The following is a 15,169-nucleotide window of genomic DNA, read 5'->3' on the forward strand; positions in this document are numbered from 1 at the left end:
GACCTGGGCATGGGGGTCCGGTTCGCGTTCGCCGGGGGCCGCGAGGGCTGGGTCCGGGTCCTGCTGACGGGGGTCGGCGTCGGGCTCGGGGTGGCGCTGTTGCTGCTGACGACGGCGCTGCCGAGCGCGCTGGACGCCCGGAGCGGCCGGGAGGCCGCCCGGTCGGACATCAACTACGGCGGGGAGGAAATACCGAAGGCGGACAACACTCTGCTGGCCGCCGCCAGCGGTACGACCTTCCGTGACAAGAGCATCCGCGGGCGGGACGTGCAGCCCGAGGGTCCGAAGGCGCCGCTGCCGCCGGGCGTCGAGAAGTTCCCGGCGGTCGGCGAGATGGTGGTCTCCCCCGCGCTGAAGAAGCTCCTCGGCTCCGACGAGGGGAAGCTGCTGCGGGAGCGGCTGCCGCAGAAGATCGTCGGGACCATCGGGGAGCGCGGGCTGATCGACCCGACCGACCTCGCCTTCTACCGGGGCGGGAAGGGGCTCGCGGCGCAGCTGACCAACGGCGGTGTGGTACGGATCGATGAGTACGGGCGGCAGGGCTCGGAATCGGAGCCGCTGGATCCCGTCCTGCTCCTGCTGATCCTCGTCGTCTTCGTGGCGCTGCTGATGCCGGTCGGTGTGTTCATCGCCGCGGCCGTGCGGTTCGGCGGCGAGCGGCGGGACCGTCGGCTCGCGGCACTGCGGCTGGTCGGCTCCGACAGCCGGATGACCAAGCGGGTGGCGGCGGGCGAGGCGCTCGCGGGGGCCGCCCTCGGGCTGGTCCTAGGCACGGGCTTCTTCCTGATCGGCCGTGAGATCGCGGGCGCCATGGAGGTGTTCGACGTCAGCATCTTCCCGAGCGACCTCAACCCGTCGCCCGCGCTGGCCCTGCTGGTCGCCCTCCTCGTGCCGGCGGCCGCGGTGCTGGTCACGCTGCTCGCGCTGCGGGGCGTCGTCATCGAGCCGCTGGGTGTCGTCCGTACGGCGAAGCCCCCGCGGCGCCGGCTGTGGTGGCGGCTGCTGCTGCCGCTGGCCGGGCTGGCGATGCTCTACCCGATGATCGGCCAGGGCCGTGACGGCGGGGACTTCAACCAGTACCTCGTCATCGGCGGTGTGATGCTGCTGCTCGTCGGTGTGACTGCGCTGCTGCCGTGGATCGTCGAGACGACCGTCGGCAAGCTCGGCTCGGGCGGCATCGCCTGGCAACTGGCCGTGCGCAGGCTCCAGTTGAGCAGCGGCACGGCGGCCCGCATGGTCAACGGCATCGCGGTCGCGGTGGCCGGGGCGATCGCGCTGCAGATGCTGTTCGCCGGGGTCGAGGGCGACTACACCCAGTCGACGGGCAAGGATGTCACCCGGGCGCAGATGCAGGTGAGCCTGCCGGACGGGGTGAGCCTCGCGCAGTCCGCGGCGAAGTTCCGGGACACCGACGGGGTGCGCAAGGTCTACGCGTACGACGAGGGATTCGTCGGCGAGAGGCCCATGGATCCCGAGCTCAACTCCTCGGTCACCGTGGGCGACTGCGCCGCGCTGCGCGAAGTGGCGAGCCTGCCTTCATGCCGTGACGGTGACATCTTCGCCGTGCAGGGCGCCGAGAACGACGAGAACAAGGTCGACAACGGCGTGAGCACGGAGGAGCTGGCAAAGCCCGGCCGCACGGTGTACTTCGACTCGGGGTACGCGGACGGGCCCAAGACCACACCGCTCCCCTGGACCCTGCCGTCGACGATGAAGAAGGCTCAGGCGCGCGTCCACATGACCGGATCGCAGCGGGACGGCCTCATGGTCACCCCCAAGGCGCTGCCCGCGGGCGCCGTGCCCGGCCTGAGCGGCCAGATCTACCTCAATCTCAACGAGTCCGTGCCGGACGTCCATGACCTGGTCCGGAACACGGCGGCCACGATCGACCCGATCAACGAGCCGATGATGTGGTTCTCCACCGAGACCTCCGACCGCTACGACTCCATCCGCACCGGCCTGTTCGTCGGCGCCGCCTGTGTCCTGGCGCTGATCGGCGCGAGCCTGCTGGTGTCGCAGCTGGAGCAGTTGCGGGAGCGCAAGAAGCTGCTGTCGGCGCTGGTCGCCTTCGGCACCCGGCGCCGCACGCTGAGCCTGTCGGTGCTGTGGCAGACCGCGATCCCGGTCGCACTGGGCCTGGTCCTCGCCTCGGCGGTGGGCCTGACGCTCGGCGCGGTCCTGCTGAAGATGGCGAGCACCCCGATACGTGTCGACTGGTCGAGCGTCCTCGCGATGACGGGCATCGGCGCGGGAGTGGTCCTCTTGGTGACCCTCTTCAGCCTGCCGCCGCTGCTGCGGCTGATGCGGCCGGAGGGCTTGCGCACGGAGTGAGATAGGGGGCTCCGCCCCCTATGACCCCCGCTCCTCAAACGCCGGAGGAGCTTGAGGACACCCTGCCGGAGGGGCTGAACCCAGCCCCTCCGGCATAGTGTTGCCGCATGGCTCTCGAGGCGCTGAAGTCCGCCATTCCCGACTACGCCAAGGATCTGCGGCGGAACCTCGACTCCGTGATCGGCGACAGCCCGCTGCCCGAGCAGCGGCTCTGGGGCACGGTGCTGGCCTGCGCGATCGCCTCGCGCTCGCCCCGTGTGCTGTGTGAGCTGGCCGAGGACGCCTCGGCGAAGCTTTCTCCCGAGGCGTATACGGCCGCCAAGTCCGCCGCCGCGACCATGGCGATGACCAACGTCTTCCACCGCACCCGGCATCTGCTCTCCGACCCGGAGTACAAGAACCTGCGCGCCGGCCTCCGTACGAACGTCCTCGGTCACCCGGGGGTCGACAGGACGGACCACGAGTTCTGGTGCCTCGCCGTGTCCGCCGTCAACGGCTGCGGCGACTGCCTCGACTCCCACGAGCGGGCGCTTCGCAGGGCGGGAGTCGACCGCGGGACGATCCAGGAGGCGTTCAAGATCGCCGCGGTGATCTATGCCGTGGCGGTCACGCTGGACGCGGAGGCGGTACTGGCGGAGTAGCCCTGCGGCAAGAGGGCTACTCCGCTCGCGGCGGCTCCGAAGGCGGCGCCTCCGCCGAGGCCGCAGCCGGAGTCGGAGTAGGAGTCGGCGGCCCCGCCCCGGGTGCCGCGTCCGTCGCCGTCGCCCCGTGCGGCGCCGGAGAGTGCCGTAGAGAAGCATCGCGGGAGTGCGCGCGCAGATAGCCGACCACCGTGTTCGTCACGGCGACCAGCGGCACCGCCACCACCGCGCCGCCGATCCCCGCGACCAGGCCGCCCGCCGCGACGGCCAGCACCACCGCGAGGGGATGGACACGGACCGCGCGGCCCAGGATGAAGGGCTGGAGGATATGGCCCTCGATCTGCTGGACCGCCAGGACGACGGCCAGGGTCATGACCCCGGTGAAGACGCCCTGTGTCACCAGCGCGACCACCACCGCAAGGGCACCCGACACGACCGCGCCCACGAGCGGGATGAAGGAGAACAGGAAGATGAACACGGCGAGCGGAACGGCCATCGGGACATCGAGGAAGAAGATGCCGAGACCGATGAACACGGCGTCGATCAGGGCCACCAGCACCGTGCCGCGGACGTAGGCGGTGAGCGTCCGCCATGCGCGCGGGCCCGCGCCCGCGACGCCAGGACGGGCGGCGGCCGGGACGAGCTTGAGCGACCACTGCCAGATGCGCTTGCCGTCGTAGAGCAGGAACAGCGTAGAGAACATCGTCAGCAGGATGCCGGTCAGCGCCTCCACGATGACCGTGACGCCCTCCAGGCCCGCCGAGGTGATCTCGTCGGTGTTCGCGCTGATCGCCTCACGCAGGTTCTTGGCGATGTCGTTGATCTGGTCCTCGGTGACATGGAACGGGCTGTTGAGCAGCCAGCGGCGCAGCTCGTCGATGCCGTCCTGGATCTCGTCGGAGAGGTTGTCGATGTTCTCCATGACCTGCCAGGTCACGAACCATCCGATGAGCCCGATGATGACGAAGCCGAGGACCGCGGTGAGCGCGGTGGCGAGCCCGCGCGGCACCCCGTACCGCTGCAGACGGGCCACCGTGGGCTGGAGCAGCGCGGTGATGAGCAGCGCGGCCACGAAGGCGAGGACGACGAGCTGTACGGCGCTGATGATCCGCATCAGCACCCAGAGGGTGCCCGCGAGAACGAGCAGCCGCCAGCCGGCCTCGGCGGCGACCCGCATCCCCCACGGCACGGCCGCGGCGGGATCGGGGCGGGGAGGGGCGACGGCAGGGGCGTACGGCGGCGGGGGCGGCACGTGATCGGGAGCGGCCGGCCCGGAGTCCTCCTGGACGTCCTTCTCGGCCTCGGCGCGACGCCGCTCCTCCAACCGCTCTCCCATGCGGGTGAAACCGGCACCGACCCGACCGAGCCACCCTGGCACTCGCGACATGATCCGTCCTCTTCCCCCTAAGCCACCCACCACTCCCCCCTGGAGTTGTCGCGTCCGACCGTACATGCGGAAAGCCCCTCACCGAAGGACGGTGAGGGGCTCCGCGAGGTTGAGCGGCGAGTGGGTCAGTACCAGTTGTTGGCCTGCCAGAATTCCCAGGCCCCGCACGGGCTGCCGTACCGGCCTTCCATGTAGTTGAGACCCCACTTGATCTGGGTGGCCGGATTGGTCGCCCAGTCGGCGCCGGCCGAGGACATCTTGGAACCCGGCAGCGCCTGCATGAGGCCATAGGCGTCGGAGGTGGGGTTGTCGGCCCGGTAGTTCCAGTCGGACTCGTGGTCGACGATGGCGCTGAAGCACTGGAACTGGCCCGCGGGGACAATCTGCCGCGCCATCGCCTGGATGTCCGCGACGGAGTACGACTTCTGGGGCGCGAAGCTGGACGGGTCACGCGTCGCGGAGCGGCTGGCAGCTTCCTGCCTGGCCTTCTCGCGCTCCTTCGCCTCCTGCGCGGCCTTCTCGGCGGCCTTCTGCTTGGCCACCGCGTTCTCGGCGGCCTTCTTGCGCGCGGCTGCCTCGGCGTCCTTCTTGGCGGTGGTGTCCGCCGCGATGGCCTGAGAGTCCGCCTGCTGTGTCAGGGACGCGGTCTGCACCTGGGCCTGCTGGCCCGCGGGGAGGTCCGCGAGGAGCGTCGAGTCGCCGACGAGCGCCTCGGCGTCCTCGGACGGGGTCTGCACGGTACTACCCGAGGCAACACCGACGACACAGCCGACAGTGGTGACCGCGGTGGCCGAGGCCACTGCGAATCCCCGGACCGAGATCCGGCTCACACGGTTTCCTTCCAGCATCGCCCGCCGTGGTGACCCTGGCAGACGCAATCGTGCCCCTGACACTGGCCTCCCAACTGCGGGGTCACGGGAGGCACGGGCCCGGTGGGCAACTCCCTTGCGGGGAGCGCCGCGAGGTACTCGGGCGGCATACGACGACTGTATGGAGTTCTGGGGGTTCTGCTGTGGTGCCGTACCGCTGGGGGTACCGGTGTGTCGTATGCGGGGCCTGACAGGACTGAGACTCTGCCGTAACCCGATAGTGGGAGGCAATTCTGTGCCGCGTGTGAAAGCTCACACCTCGTTTGCCCCAGGAGATTTCGGAAAGCGGCACACGCCGAGGCGCCGCCCAGCTAGGCTCACTGCCTTTACTGGACGGCGCCAACTAGCGCGTAACCGCTATGAAGTTGAGCACTTCGGTCAGACCTGCCCGTCCTCCAGCATTTCCGTCACCAGTGCCGCAATCTGGGACCTCTCGGACCGGGTGAGGGTCACGTGCGCGAAGAGCGGATGACCCTTCAGCTTCTCGATGACGGCCACGACTCCGTCGTACCGGCCGACCCTGAGATTGTCCCGCTGGGCCACGTCATGAGTCAGAACGACCCGTGAATTCGCGCCGATCCGGGACAGAACGGTCAACAGGACGTTCCGTTCCAGGGATTGGGCCTCGTCCACGATCACGAACGCGTCGTGGAGAGAACGGCCGCGGATGTGCGTGAGCGGAAGGACCTCCAGCATGCCGCGCGCGGTGACCTCTTCGATGACCTCGCGCGAGGTGACCGCCGACAGTGTGTCGAAGACCGCCTGCGCCCAGGGGCTCATCTTCTCGGACTCGGAGCCCGGCAGATAACCGAGCTCCTGCCCGCCCACCGCGTACAACGGCCGGAAGACCATCACCTTCTGGTGCTGACGGCGTTCGAGCACGGCCTCCAGTCCCGCGCACAGCGCCAGCGCCGACTTGCCGGTGCCGGCCCGGCCGCCCATCGACACGATCCCGACGTCCTGGTCGAGCAGCAGATCCAGCGCTATACGCTGCTCCGCGCTGCGCCCCTTGATGCCGAAGGCCTCCCGGTCGCCGCGTACGAGACGGACGTTGCCCTCGGGCGTCACGCGTCCCAGGGCCTTGCCGCGCTCGGACTGGATCGTCAGGCCCGTGTGCACCGGGTACCCGGACGCCTCGGGGACGTACAGGCTCTCCTGGTCGAAGAGGAGGTCCACCTGCTCGCCGGCGAGCGTCAGTTCGGACATTCCGGTCCAGCCGGAGGAGCCCGTGATGGCGAGCTCCGCGCGGTACTCCTCGGCAAGGAGCCCCACGGACGAGGCTTTGATCCTCAGCGGCAGGTCCTTCGACACCACCGTGACATCGAACCCCTCGGCCTGCAGATTGCGGGCGACCGCGAGGATGCGGGAGTCGTTGTCCCCCAGGCGGTAGCCGCTGGGCAGCACACTGGGGTCCGAGTGATTGAGCTCGACACGTACGGTCCCGCCCATCTCCCCTGTGGGGATGGGGGCATCGAGACGGCCGTACTTCACCCGGTAGTCGTCGAGCAGACGCAGGGCCTGCCGGGCGAAGTAACCGAGTTCGGGATGGTGCCGCTTGGCCTCCAATTCCGTGACCACCACGATCGGAAGCACGACTTCATGCTCGTCGAAGCGGTTCAGGGCGTGCGGGTCGGCCAGCAGGACGCTGGTGTCGAGAACATAGGTGCGCCGGTCTGGCATACGGCGCTTTGTGCTGGTCACCACGGAAGGACGTACCCCCTCGGATGAGGTCGGGGAGCGACGGAGGAAATCTGGACCGGTCTCGGGCACCGATGCACGGGCCGAGAACCGGCCCTCCGCTTCGTCCGTACTGACCGCACGGTCGGGCTGGTGCAAAGGGCCTCCCGGGCGGACGGCCCCGTGCCGTCCGCTGAGATACGACACCCGTGGTTCGGGTGTCGACCTGGAGGGCTTATGCCCTGGATGAGGCGCGGCCATGCCACGGCATGTGACGGCGAGCGCGTTAACTCCAGATGACATACGTCACTGAGTACGCCACTGACTACGCCGCTGATGAGCGAGAACTCACCCGGCGAGTGAGCCGAAGGGGCGCGACGGTGTCGAGAGACCGAACGCGCGGAGGCCCGACGAAGGAGGGTCGAGCACGATCGGGCTCTCGACACCGGCTGCAGCGCCCCGGAGGCGAACCGAGCCTCAAAAAAGGAGGGCCTAGCCTCCGTAGCGGCGGTGTCGCGCCGCGTAGTCACGTAGGGCGCGCAGGAAGTCGACCTTGCGGAAGGCCGGCCAGAAGACCTCGCAGAAGTAGTACTCGGAATGCGCGGTCTGCCAGAGCATGAATCCGGACAGCCGCTGTTCGCCGCTGGTGCGGATCACGAGGTCGGGGTCGGGCTGGTCGCTGGTGTAGAGGTGCTTGCCGATCATGTCGACGTCGACGCTCTCGGCGAGCTGCTCCATGGAGGTGCCCTTGTCCGCGTGGTCGAGAAGCATCGAGCGGACGGCGTCGGCGATCTCCTGACGGCCGCCGTAGCCGATGGCGACGTTCACCACTATCCCCTCGACATGGGCCGTGGACTGCTCGGCCTCCTTGAGGGCGGTCTGCACATGCGAGGGCAGGAGGTCCGGCGTACCGACGTGGTGGACGCGCCAGCGGCCGTCGGCGGCGAGGGTGCGGACGACGTTCTCGATGATCCCGAACAGCGGGACCAGCTCTTCCTGCGGCCGGTCGAAGTTGTCCGTGGACAGCAGCCAGAGGGTGACACGCTCGACATCGGTCTCGGAACACCAGCCGAGGAACTCCTCGATCTTGTCCGCGCCCGCACGGTGCCCCTGGGCAGTGGTGCTCCCGGCCGCCTTCGCCCAGCGCCGGTTGCCGTCCATGATGACCCCGATGTGCTTGGGCACCTGGTCGTGGTCGAGGTGGACCTCCACCCTGCGTGCGTAGACCCTGAGCAGCAAGCGGCGCAGGTTGTCGCGCAGGTTCACGTTATTAGTCAGCCCCTCCGTGCAGATGGCGATCCCCCGAGGGCGACACCCTACCGCTGTGGAGGGCCGGGGGCCCCTTGGGTGCAAGGGCTGTGCGAGGGCGGGGGGTGGTTTTTCGCCGCCCCCCGCCCTTACCCGCCCCATCCAGGGGCCGGCCCCTGGACCCCGCTGGGGGCTGCGCCCCTGGACCCCGCTCGGGGCTTCGCCTCAGAGCCCCACCTGGGGCTGCGCCCCCAGGCCCCCTTCGGGGCTTCGCCCCGGCCCCCGTTTCGGGGGCCAGCCCCCGGATCCCCGCTCCTCAAACGCCGGAGGGGCTGATTTTGCGCGGAACCGGGATGATTTCCTCTTTTACGCGACCTTGGGCTGATTTCTGCAGCTGAGGTTCCGCTGCCCAAGCGGATCCTTGCCCAGGGGGCACTTTGTCCAGGGGCGCTTTGCAGCCCAGTCCCGCACCGACCAGCCCGTCCGGCGCTTGAGGACGAGACCGTTCAGGCCGATGGGGGCCTGGGGCGCAGCCCCAGCAGGGTCCAGGGGCAGAGCCCCTGGCGGTGACTCCGGGGCCGACCCCGGGATGGGACGGGTAGGGGCGGCGGGGGCGAAAACACCCGGCCCTCAGGAGCGCACAAAAAACGGGCCGGTCCGTGGGGGGGATACGGACCGGCCCGAGGGGGGGTTTCCACCATAACCCTTCGTAAGTGCTGCTGCGTGCATCGGCGTGAAATAACTACTCTCCGAAACTGTCCGGCAACGCCGGGGTGGATGCGGAGACGTTAATTCCGGTGCTGATCATGGCCGAATCACAACGGAATCCAAGGAGAACAACGAGGATGAGGAGGAATTCAGCGGTTTCTGACTGCTTGTGGGACCTTCGGTGGCATGTTCCCGGCGTACTCCACAAGAGTGACCCAACCACCCACGCCCGCTTGACGCCGTCGCTACCTTCACAGCCATGGCCACCCTCACCACCCCTGAGACACCGGAGCCCATCCCGCTGGAGCTCGCCGAGTCGGCCCGGACCAGGCGCCGCGGGCTGCTCGGGCGAGACGGGATCGAGGGCGCGCTGCTCCTGACTCCGGCGAGCGCGGTGCACACGGTGAGGATGCGGTTCGCGATCGACGTGGCCTACCTGGACCGGACGTTACGGGTCCTGGCGGTGCGGACGATGCGTCCGGGCCGGGTCGGGCTGCCCAGGTTCCGGGCCCGGCACGTACTGGAGGCAGAAGCCGGGACGATGGAGCGCTGGGGCCTACGCCCCGGAGTGCGGGTCACCGTACGGAACTTCTGACGGCTACCGATGACGGCTACCGGTCCGGCCGCGTCGATACGATGGCGTCATGGGCCATGGAGTCGATGAGAAGAGCACCCGCGAACGTCTGGACGCCGTCGGCGCCGTGGACGTCGCCGCCACGCTCCAGGCCCTGGCCACGCCCTCGCGGCTGCGCATACTGGCCCGCCTGCAGGAGGGGCCGTGCGCGGTCGGCGAGCTCGCGGAGGCGGCGGGGCTCGAGCAGTCCGCCTGCTCGCATCAGCTCCGGCTGCTGCGGAACCTCGGACTCGTCACGGGTGAGCGGCGCGGGCGGTCGATCGTGTACGCGCTGTACGACAACCATGTCGCGGAGCTGCTGGAGCAGGCGCTGCATCACGTGGAGCACTTGCGGCTGGGCTTGCGGGACGAGGCCTGAGCCCCCGGTTCACGGTTTGCGGGCCTCGATGAGGTGGCGGGCGCTGTGGGCCACGAACGGGCCTTCCGCCTCGATCCGTTCGTGCAGCTCACGCAGCCGGTCCCGGTACTGGTCGACGGTGAAGCCGGGGACCATCCACACCACCTTGCGCAGGAAGTGCACGACCGCGCCGATGTCGTAGAACTCCATCCGCAGCCGTTCCGCCCGCAGGTCGACGATCTCGAGCCCGGCTGCCTCGGCCCCGGCGCGTTCGTGGTCGGGGTGGCGGGCGTTGCGGGCAGCCTCCGGCTGAGGGCCGAGGAAGTACTCGACGACCTCGTACGCACTGCTGGGACCCACGTGCTGGGCGAAGTACGTGCCGCCGGGCCTGAGGACGCGGGCGATCTCGGTCCACTGCGCCTGCACCGGGTGCCGACTCACGACCAGGTCGAACGCCTCGTCCGCAAACGGCAGCGGGGCGTCCTCCGGTGACGCGACGACGACCGCGCCACGCGGGTGGAGGAGGGCGGTGGCCTTGGCGACATTCGGTGGCCAGCCCTCGGTGGCGACGGTGAGGGGCGGGAGCCGGTCCGCCGAGTTGAGGACTTCGCCACCGCCGGTCTGGATGTCGAGCGCGGCTTCGGCCTTCGCCAGCCGCTCCCCCATCGCCCGTGCGTATCCCCACGACGGCCGGGCCTCCGTGGCCCGGCCGTCGAACCACGAGAAGTCCCAGCCCTCCGTGGGGGCGGCTTCGGCTTCGGCGACGAGTTCTTCGAAGGTGGTGGGCGCTTCGAAGGTAGTGGGTGCCTGGGATGACTGGCTCATGGAGCTGATCGTGGCAGCGAGTCGCCCCGGCTCGCGAGTGGATTTTCCCGGCCACGGCCCGCCCCCTGTCACGGGCGACGGGGATCATCCGCGTCACGGTTCGCCGCTGCCCCAGGTGTTCCTACGGAACGAGTGGCCGTACCTCCTCCGCCGCGAAGCGGACGAAGCCCTCGGGGTCCGGTTCGTCGGCGGTGGGCTGGAGGATCACGGTGTCGGCTCCGGCGTCGGCCAGGCGTTGTACGGCCTTGGCGACCGTGTCGGCGTCGCCGGCGGCTCCGAGGCCAGGGATCTTGTCCTCGCCCTCGGCGGTTTGTTCAGCCTTGAGACGGGCGACGGCGTCCGGTCCGGTGGCGGTGAGGAGGTAGACGACGATGCGATGGGGGTCGGTGCGAGTGACCGACTTCCGCCCCTCGTCGATGAGTTGGCGAGCCTTCCGTACACCGTCGGGCGGGGTGGAGGCGGTGAGCAACGTACCGTCGGCCGCCTCACCGGAAAGGCGCAGCGAACGGGGGCCGGTGACGCCGGCCAGGACCGCGGGCGCGGCGGGCGGGGGCCAGTCGAGCGCGACGTCGTCCAGCTTCACGTACCGCCCGTCGGTGGTGACGCGCTCGCCGCGCAACAGGGCCCGTAGCGCGTCGAGGTACTCGCGCAGCAACGTGACCGGCGACTCGGCCCGCGCACCGACCTGCCCCATCCAGTCCTGCACCCCGTGCCCGACGGTCAGCGTGAAGCGACCGGGGAACAGACGGTCGAGGGTGGCGGTCTCCATGGCAGTGACGGCGACGTTCCGCAGGGGCACGGGCAGCAGCCCGATCCCGACCCGCAGCCGCTCGGTCCAGGCGAGCGCGGCGGACGCGGTGGAGACCCCGCCCTCCAGGAAACAGTCCTCCCACAGCCACAGCTCTTCGAGCCCTGCCGCATCGGCGGTACGGGCCACGTCTCGCAGCTTTTCGGGCGGCAGTTGGGGGCGGAACACGGCACCGAGAGCAGTCATGTGCCCTTCCTAACCTGAGGTCCCGGTACGAACAACTGCTTTTACGTCGTGCCCACGTGGCGCAATCGCCCCGTTGCCGCCCCCACCCCACGAGTTGCGGTACACGCCTGAGGGAGACCTCGACGGCGCGGTACGCCACACCGGTCGCGAACTGATCGGAGCCTGCCGCCGGGACATCGAGCAGCTCCTCGCCGACGGTGAGGAGCTGCTCTCCTTCCACCACCGGGTGACCGCACCGCTGCTGGCCGCCCGAGCCGGGAGGGACACGGGCCATGAGCAGTGACTCCGGCGCCCCCGACCGCCCCGCGAACGGACGCCGCCGCGCGTTGAGCACGCCCGCCGTCCGTATCGCCCTCTCGGTCCTGGCGATAGCCGCCTCCGCCGCCCTCGTCCTCCTCTCCCCCTTTGCCCTACGCGCCTACGGCCCCGACGGCTCCGACAGCGACTGGCAGCGCGTCGGCAATGTGGCCCAGGCGTACGGGGCGGTCTCGGCGTTGATCGCCGGGCTCGCGCTCGCGGGTGTGGGCGCCTCGCTCGTGTTCCAGGCCCGGGAGAGCAAGGCCAACCGCGAACAGGGCATGCGCACCGCCCACACCGAACTGATGCGGATGGCGATGACGGACCCGTCCCTGATGGCGTGCTGGGGCAGGCTGGACGGGAACGCCTCCGAGGAGTCCCGGCGCCAGCATCTCTACCTGAACCTCGTCGTCTCCCACTGGGAGATGATGTTCGAGCTTGGTGCGCTGAGCGAGGGGCACTTGCGGCAGGGCGCCGACAGCATCTTCTCTACGGTCCCGGCGCGTAGGTTCTGGGCGGCTTCCCGCATGGCGCGGCGGGATGCGGCGAGCACGCGGCGCGCTCGCCGCTTTCATCAGCTGGTGGATGAGCGGTATGTGGCGGCGACGGGTCCCGACTCCGAGACCGAGTGATCCCAACCCCAACGCGGGCCGCTACGCGGCCCGTTCGCCGAACGCCACGGTGTTGTGCCCGTCGGACACCACGCGGACGTCCACTGTGACTTCGAGTGCCACCGCGAGCCTGACGAGGAGGTCGGCGGTGACGGGCAGCCCGCCCAGTTCGACCGCCTCTACGTCGTCGGCGGTCATCCCGAGGCGCTCACCCAACACGGCCTGCGAGAGCCCCAAGGCGGTACGCCGGTCGTACACGAGCTGCCCCAGGTCATGCGCCAACCGGATCTGCTCACGCTCGGCGACGACCTCCGGGGGCTCGGTGTATCCCTCGGCAGCTTTGCGTTCGCGCGCCAGTCTCCAGCGGGTGTGATTCACAGTTCCTCCCGGAAATCGCACGTGAACGCCTCCGTGCGCGGGATCGTGCCTTACGTCGACCTCGGCCCACACAGTGAAGCGACCGCCAGTCTGCCGCTGCCCCCAACGGGTGGCCAGCGCATCGACGATCAGCAGCCCGCGTCCCGACTCCTGCTCCGGCCCTGCCATCCCCAGTACGAACACATGGCCCGTTCCCTCATCGGTCAGGCTGACGGTGACAGTCCCGGCGGCAAGAGACAGGGCCACGGTGACGGACTGACTGTGGCCGTGTTCCAGTGCGTTCGCGGCGAGTTCACCGGTGATGGCCTCCAGAGTGTCCACCGCTTCCGGGAGCAACTCCCAAGACCGGGCTACGCCCCGGACGTAGCGGCGGGCAGCTCCGGCCGAGGCGAGATCGCCGCCGGGGAGGACGAGCAGGCCCAGGCCCTGCAGCTTGCCCGCGAACCCGAGTTGTACGGCCTCGACGTGGTCCGCGTGCCGTGACAGCACTCCGCTCGCCGCGCCGTCGCCGAGCAGGTAGCAGTGCTTGCCGTCGGTGCCGGTCCAGGGCAGGAGTCGTACGCATCGGTGGTTGCCGTCGTCCACTACGCCACCTCCAGCCGACTGTGGATGTCTCGGGTATCGAGGTCGATGCCATACGTGGCGCACCAGAGGGTGTCGCGGCGCAGCCGCTGGATCCGGGCCTTCTCGTCGCGCTCGTACCGCCGTGGGACATCGGCCGGGTGAGCAAGCGGCGGCGTTGGCCCCATCTGTTCTCCTATGGAGACGCCGAGTTCCGCGTCTGTCACTGCCGCCGCATCACGCTGATCAGCGCGCAGACTTGGCGCGATGCCATCGAGCTTCCCGTCCCGGGAACGACGACACTCGCCACATTCGCCGGGCACCTCACCCACGATCAAGTTACGGCGGAGCTCGACGCAATCGGTTGCCGCCTGACTCCCGTGACACTCCACCAACCACCCGGACAGCTCGCCCTGCAGGCCGAGGCGACAGGCGTCACCTTCACCTTCCGGACCGAGGCCGACTCCGCGCCCCTCCTGAAGGGTGCCGGCCATTGGATTACAAGCCACGAGTGCACACCCCCCGGCAACCGACGCTCCAGATGACGGCTTCGGCGCGTGATCGAATCCGGCCCGACCGGTCGACTGATGAAGTGCAACGGGCCCACCACCTTTCCCCGCACAAGAACTGATGAAAGGGCACGACATGCTCCCGAAGGACCGGATCCGGGCACTCCTACTGGAACACGACGATCCCCGCCACTTGGAACGCCCCGCGGACTTCGACCTGGAGACCTCGCGGAACTGTTTCGCCCGGCTGGTAAGCGCTCTTGAGGAACGTTTCGGGCCGTCTTGCTCAAGTGGCCTGGGCCAGGACGCCAGTTTCTACGGTGTCATCGAGGTCCCAGTGGACGCATCGGGCATCGGCCTGCCCATGGGTGTCGCGATGAGCAACTTCGGCAACTACTTCGTCACCGCATCAATGAGAATCGGTGAGGGTGTCCCCAGCGGCGAGGCATGCCCGCCCGAGGAGTTCGTGACGTGGCTCGACGGCGTCTGTACGGCCATGAGGTGCACCTTCGTCCCGACCGAACTGCTCCGTGAGCCGTACGACGGGCCATCGGCCATGTTGGCGGCAGAGGACGTGAAGCTGGCGGCGGTGCTCATAGCCGCAGGCGAGGCCGAGGCCGAGGACGACGACGAGCTGGGAAAGTCGGACTGGCACGACCGGTACTTCGATTACATCTGAGACTCCGTCGGTCACCGACGATGCGGCCTGCGGCAGCCTTCGCGCTCGCTCCGTCCATGTCCCGGCGGGCGAGCACGGCGTCTACAGGAGGAGTGAGGAGCCTGATGAGCAGCGGATACCACACCAGGTGGAAGGTCCCGCCCGAGCACCGCGAAGACCCCGCCTACCGCGCCGCGGGGCGGCGGATGGACTTCGCCCAGGCGGTCTACGACCGGCGCTCGGCCCTGGGCTGGAGCACGGCTGAGCTGGCGCGCCGGGCCGGGATGTCCGAGGAGGACATCGAGTCCATCGAAGAGAGCGGGGTCGATCCGACTCCCGAGCTCCTCGAGCAACTGGCAACCGCACTCGAGTCGGGCGCACGAATCGACCCGCGCACCAGTCCCGAGTTCCGCTTCGAGGGGCACGCTGCCTGAGCAGCGCCCCAAAAGCGCGCACGGGGTGTGCTCACAGAGTCGCCGGTGCTGGTGAAGGTCCACAGGGCGT

General features: G+C 69.4%; 16 protein-coding genes. 8 read left to right on the plus strand and 8 right to left on the minus strand.

Annotation, left to right across the window (positions count from 1 at the left end; translation table 11 throughout):
• Window positions 1–9: 9 nt before the first annotated feature.
• Window positions 10–2,331 (plus strand): ABC transporter permease, encoded by a 2,322-nt coding sequence (locus OP79_RS26630; RefSeq protein ID WP_033323589.1) that lies wholly within the window; start codon window positions 10–12, stop codon window positions 2,329–2,331.
• A 107-nt stretch (window positions 2,332–2,438) separates the two neighbouring features.
• The gene (gene ahpD / locus OP79_RS26635; protein WP_033323590.1) at window positions 2,439–2,972 is read left to right on the plus strand and encodes an alkylhydroperoxidase, AhpD family; all 534 of its coding nucleotides are present in this window, start codon (window positions 2,439–2,441) and stop codon (window positions 2,970–2,972) included.
• Between the two features lie 16 nt (window positions 2,973–2,988).
• Here the strand turns inward: ahpD and OP79_RS26640 are convergent, their stop codons facing one another.
• The 4 genes from OP79_RS26640 to OP79_RS26655 all read right to left on the minus strand — a co-directional run bounded on the left by OP79_RS26640 (window position 2,989) and on the right by OP79_RS26655 (window position 8,171).
• On the minus strand, window positions 2,989–4,359 hold the full coding sequence (locus tag OP79_RS26640; RefSeq protein ID WP_033323592.1) for an AI-2E family transporter: 1,371 nt from the start codon (window positions 4,357–4,359) through the stop codon (window positions 2,989–2,991).
• A gap of 125 nt (window positions 4,360–4,484) precedes the next feature.
• Window positions 4,485–5,189 carry a lytic transglycosylase domain-containing protein gene (locus OP79_RS26645; RefSeq protein WP_033323594.1) on the minus strand — a complete coding sequence of 235 codons (705 nt, stop codon included), beginning with the start codon at window positions 5,187–5,189 and terminating at the stop codon, window positions 4,485–4,487.
• A gap of 417 nt (window positions 5,190–5,606) precedes the next feature.
• Window positions 5,607–6,932, minus strand: coding sequence for an RNA 5'-3' helicase PhoH2 (phoH2, locus tag OP79_RS26650; RefSeq protein ID WP_033323758.1), 1,326 nt, complete (start codon window positions 6,930–6,932; stop codon window positions 5,607–5,609).
• A 465-nt stretch (window positions 6,933–7,397) separates the two neighbouring features.
• Window positions 7,398–8,171 carry an isoprenyl transferase gene (locus tag OP79_RS26655; RefSeq protein WP_033323596.1) on the minus strand — a complete coding sequence of 258 codons (774 nt, stop codon included), beginning with the start codon at window positions 8,169–8,171 and terminating at the stop codon, window positions 7,398–7,400.
• A 949-nt stretch (window positions 8,172–9,120) separates the two neighbouring features.
• Between OP79_RS26655 and OP79_RS26660 the strand changes: the two genes are divergently transcribed.
• Complete coding sequence (locus tag OP79_RS26660) at window positions 9,121–9,456, plus strand: DUF192 domain-containing protein (RefSeq protein ID WP_033323598.1); 336 nt, start codon at window positions 9,121–9,123, stop codon at window positions 9,454–9,456.
• Between the two features lie 49 nt (window positions 9,457–9,505).
• Window positions 9,506–9,853: an ArsR/SmtB family transcription factor gene (locus OP79_RS26665; protein ID WP_033323600.1), complete on the plus strand. Its 348-nt coding sequence runs from the start codon at window positions 9,506–9,508 to the stop codon at window positions 9,851–9,853.
• A 9-nt stretch (window positions 9,854–9,862) separates the two neighbouring features.
• Here OP79_RS26665 and OP79_RS26670 read toward each other — a convergent pair whose 3' ends face one another.
• Together OP79_RS26670 and OP79_RS26675 are read right to left on the minus strand one after the other, a co-directional pair.
• On the minus strand, window positions 9,863–10,657 hold the full coding sequence (locus OP79_RS26670) for a class I SAM-dependent methyltransferase (protein ID WP_211270870.1): 795 nt from the start codon (window positions 10,655–10,657) through the stop codon (window positions 9,863–9,865).
• Between the two features lie 121 nt (window positions 10,658–10,778).
• Entirely contained in the window at window positions 10,779–11,651 is an 873-nt protein-coding gene (locus OP79_RS26675; protein ID WP_033323602.1) for an LLM class flavin-dependent oxidoreductase, read from the minus strand.
• 73 nt (window positions 11,652–11,724) lie between these two features.
• Between OP79_RS26675 and OP79_RS26680 the strand changes: the two genes are divergently transcribed.
• Together OP79_RS26680 and OP79_RS26685 are read left to right on the plus strand one after the other, a co-directional pair.
• The gene (locus OP79_RS26680) at window positions 11,725–11,934 is read left to right on the plus strand and encodes a hypothetical protein (protein ID WP_157857366.1); all 210 of its coding nucleotides are present in this window, start codon (window positions 11,725–11,727) and stop codon (window positions 11,932–11,934) included.
• The gene (locus tag OP79_RS26685) at window positions 11,924–12,580 is read left to right on the plus strand and encodes a DUF6082 family protein (protein ID WP_051744942.1); all 657 of its coding nucleotides are present in this window, start codon (window positions 11,924–11,926) and stop codon (window positions 12,578–12,580) included. Before OP79_RS26680 ends, OP79_RS26685 begins: the two co-directional genes overlap by 11 nt.
• A 21-nt stretch (window positions 12,581–12,601) precedes the next feature.
• On the opposite strand, the gene OP79_RS56075 is transcribed toward OP79_RS26685, so the two are convergent.
• Both OP79_RS56075 and OP79_RS55375 read right to left on the minus strand, forming a co-directional pair.
• Window positions 12,602–13,522, minus strand: a complete 921-nt coding sequence (locus tag OP79_RS56075) for an ATP-binding protein (protein WP_169786216.1) — start codon at window positions 13,520–13,522, stop codon at window positions 12,602–12,604.
• Window positions 13,522–13,686, minus strand: coding sequence for a hypothetical protein (locus tag OP79_RS55375; protein ID WP_157857367.1), 165 nt, complete (start codon window positions 13,684–13,686; stop codon window positions 13,522–13,524). Before OP79_RS55375 ends, OP79_RS56075 begins: the two co-directional genes overlap by 1 nt.
• Window positions 13,687–14,143: 457 nt before the next feature.
• Here OP79_RS55375 and OP79_RS50565 point away from each other — a divergent pair, with 457 nt between their 5' ends.
• Both OP79_RS50565 and OP79_RS26705 read left to right on the plus strand, forming a co-directional pair.
• Window positions 14,144–14,686 (plus strand): hypothetical protein, encoded by a 543-nt coding sequence (locus tag OP79_RS50565; protein ID WP_051744943.1) that lies wholly within the window; start codon window positions 14,144–14,146, stop codon window positions 14,684–14,686.
• A gap of 104 nt (window positions 14,687–14,790) precedes the next feature.
• On the plus strand, window positions 14,791–15,099 hold the full coding sequence (locus OP79_RS26705; RefSeq protein WP_051744944.1) for a helix-turn-helix domain-containing protein: 309 nt from the start codon (window positions 14,791–14,793) through the stop codon (window positions 15,097–15,099).
• Window positions 15,100–15,169: the final 70 nt, after the last annotated feature.

Origin of the sequence: Streptomyces yerevanensis, from assembly GCF_000716805.1 — a bacterium.
Taxonomy (GTDB): Bacteria; Actinomycetota; Actinomycetes; order Streptomycetales; family Streptomycetaceae; genus Streptomyces; species Streptomyces flaveus.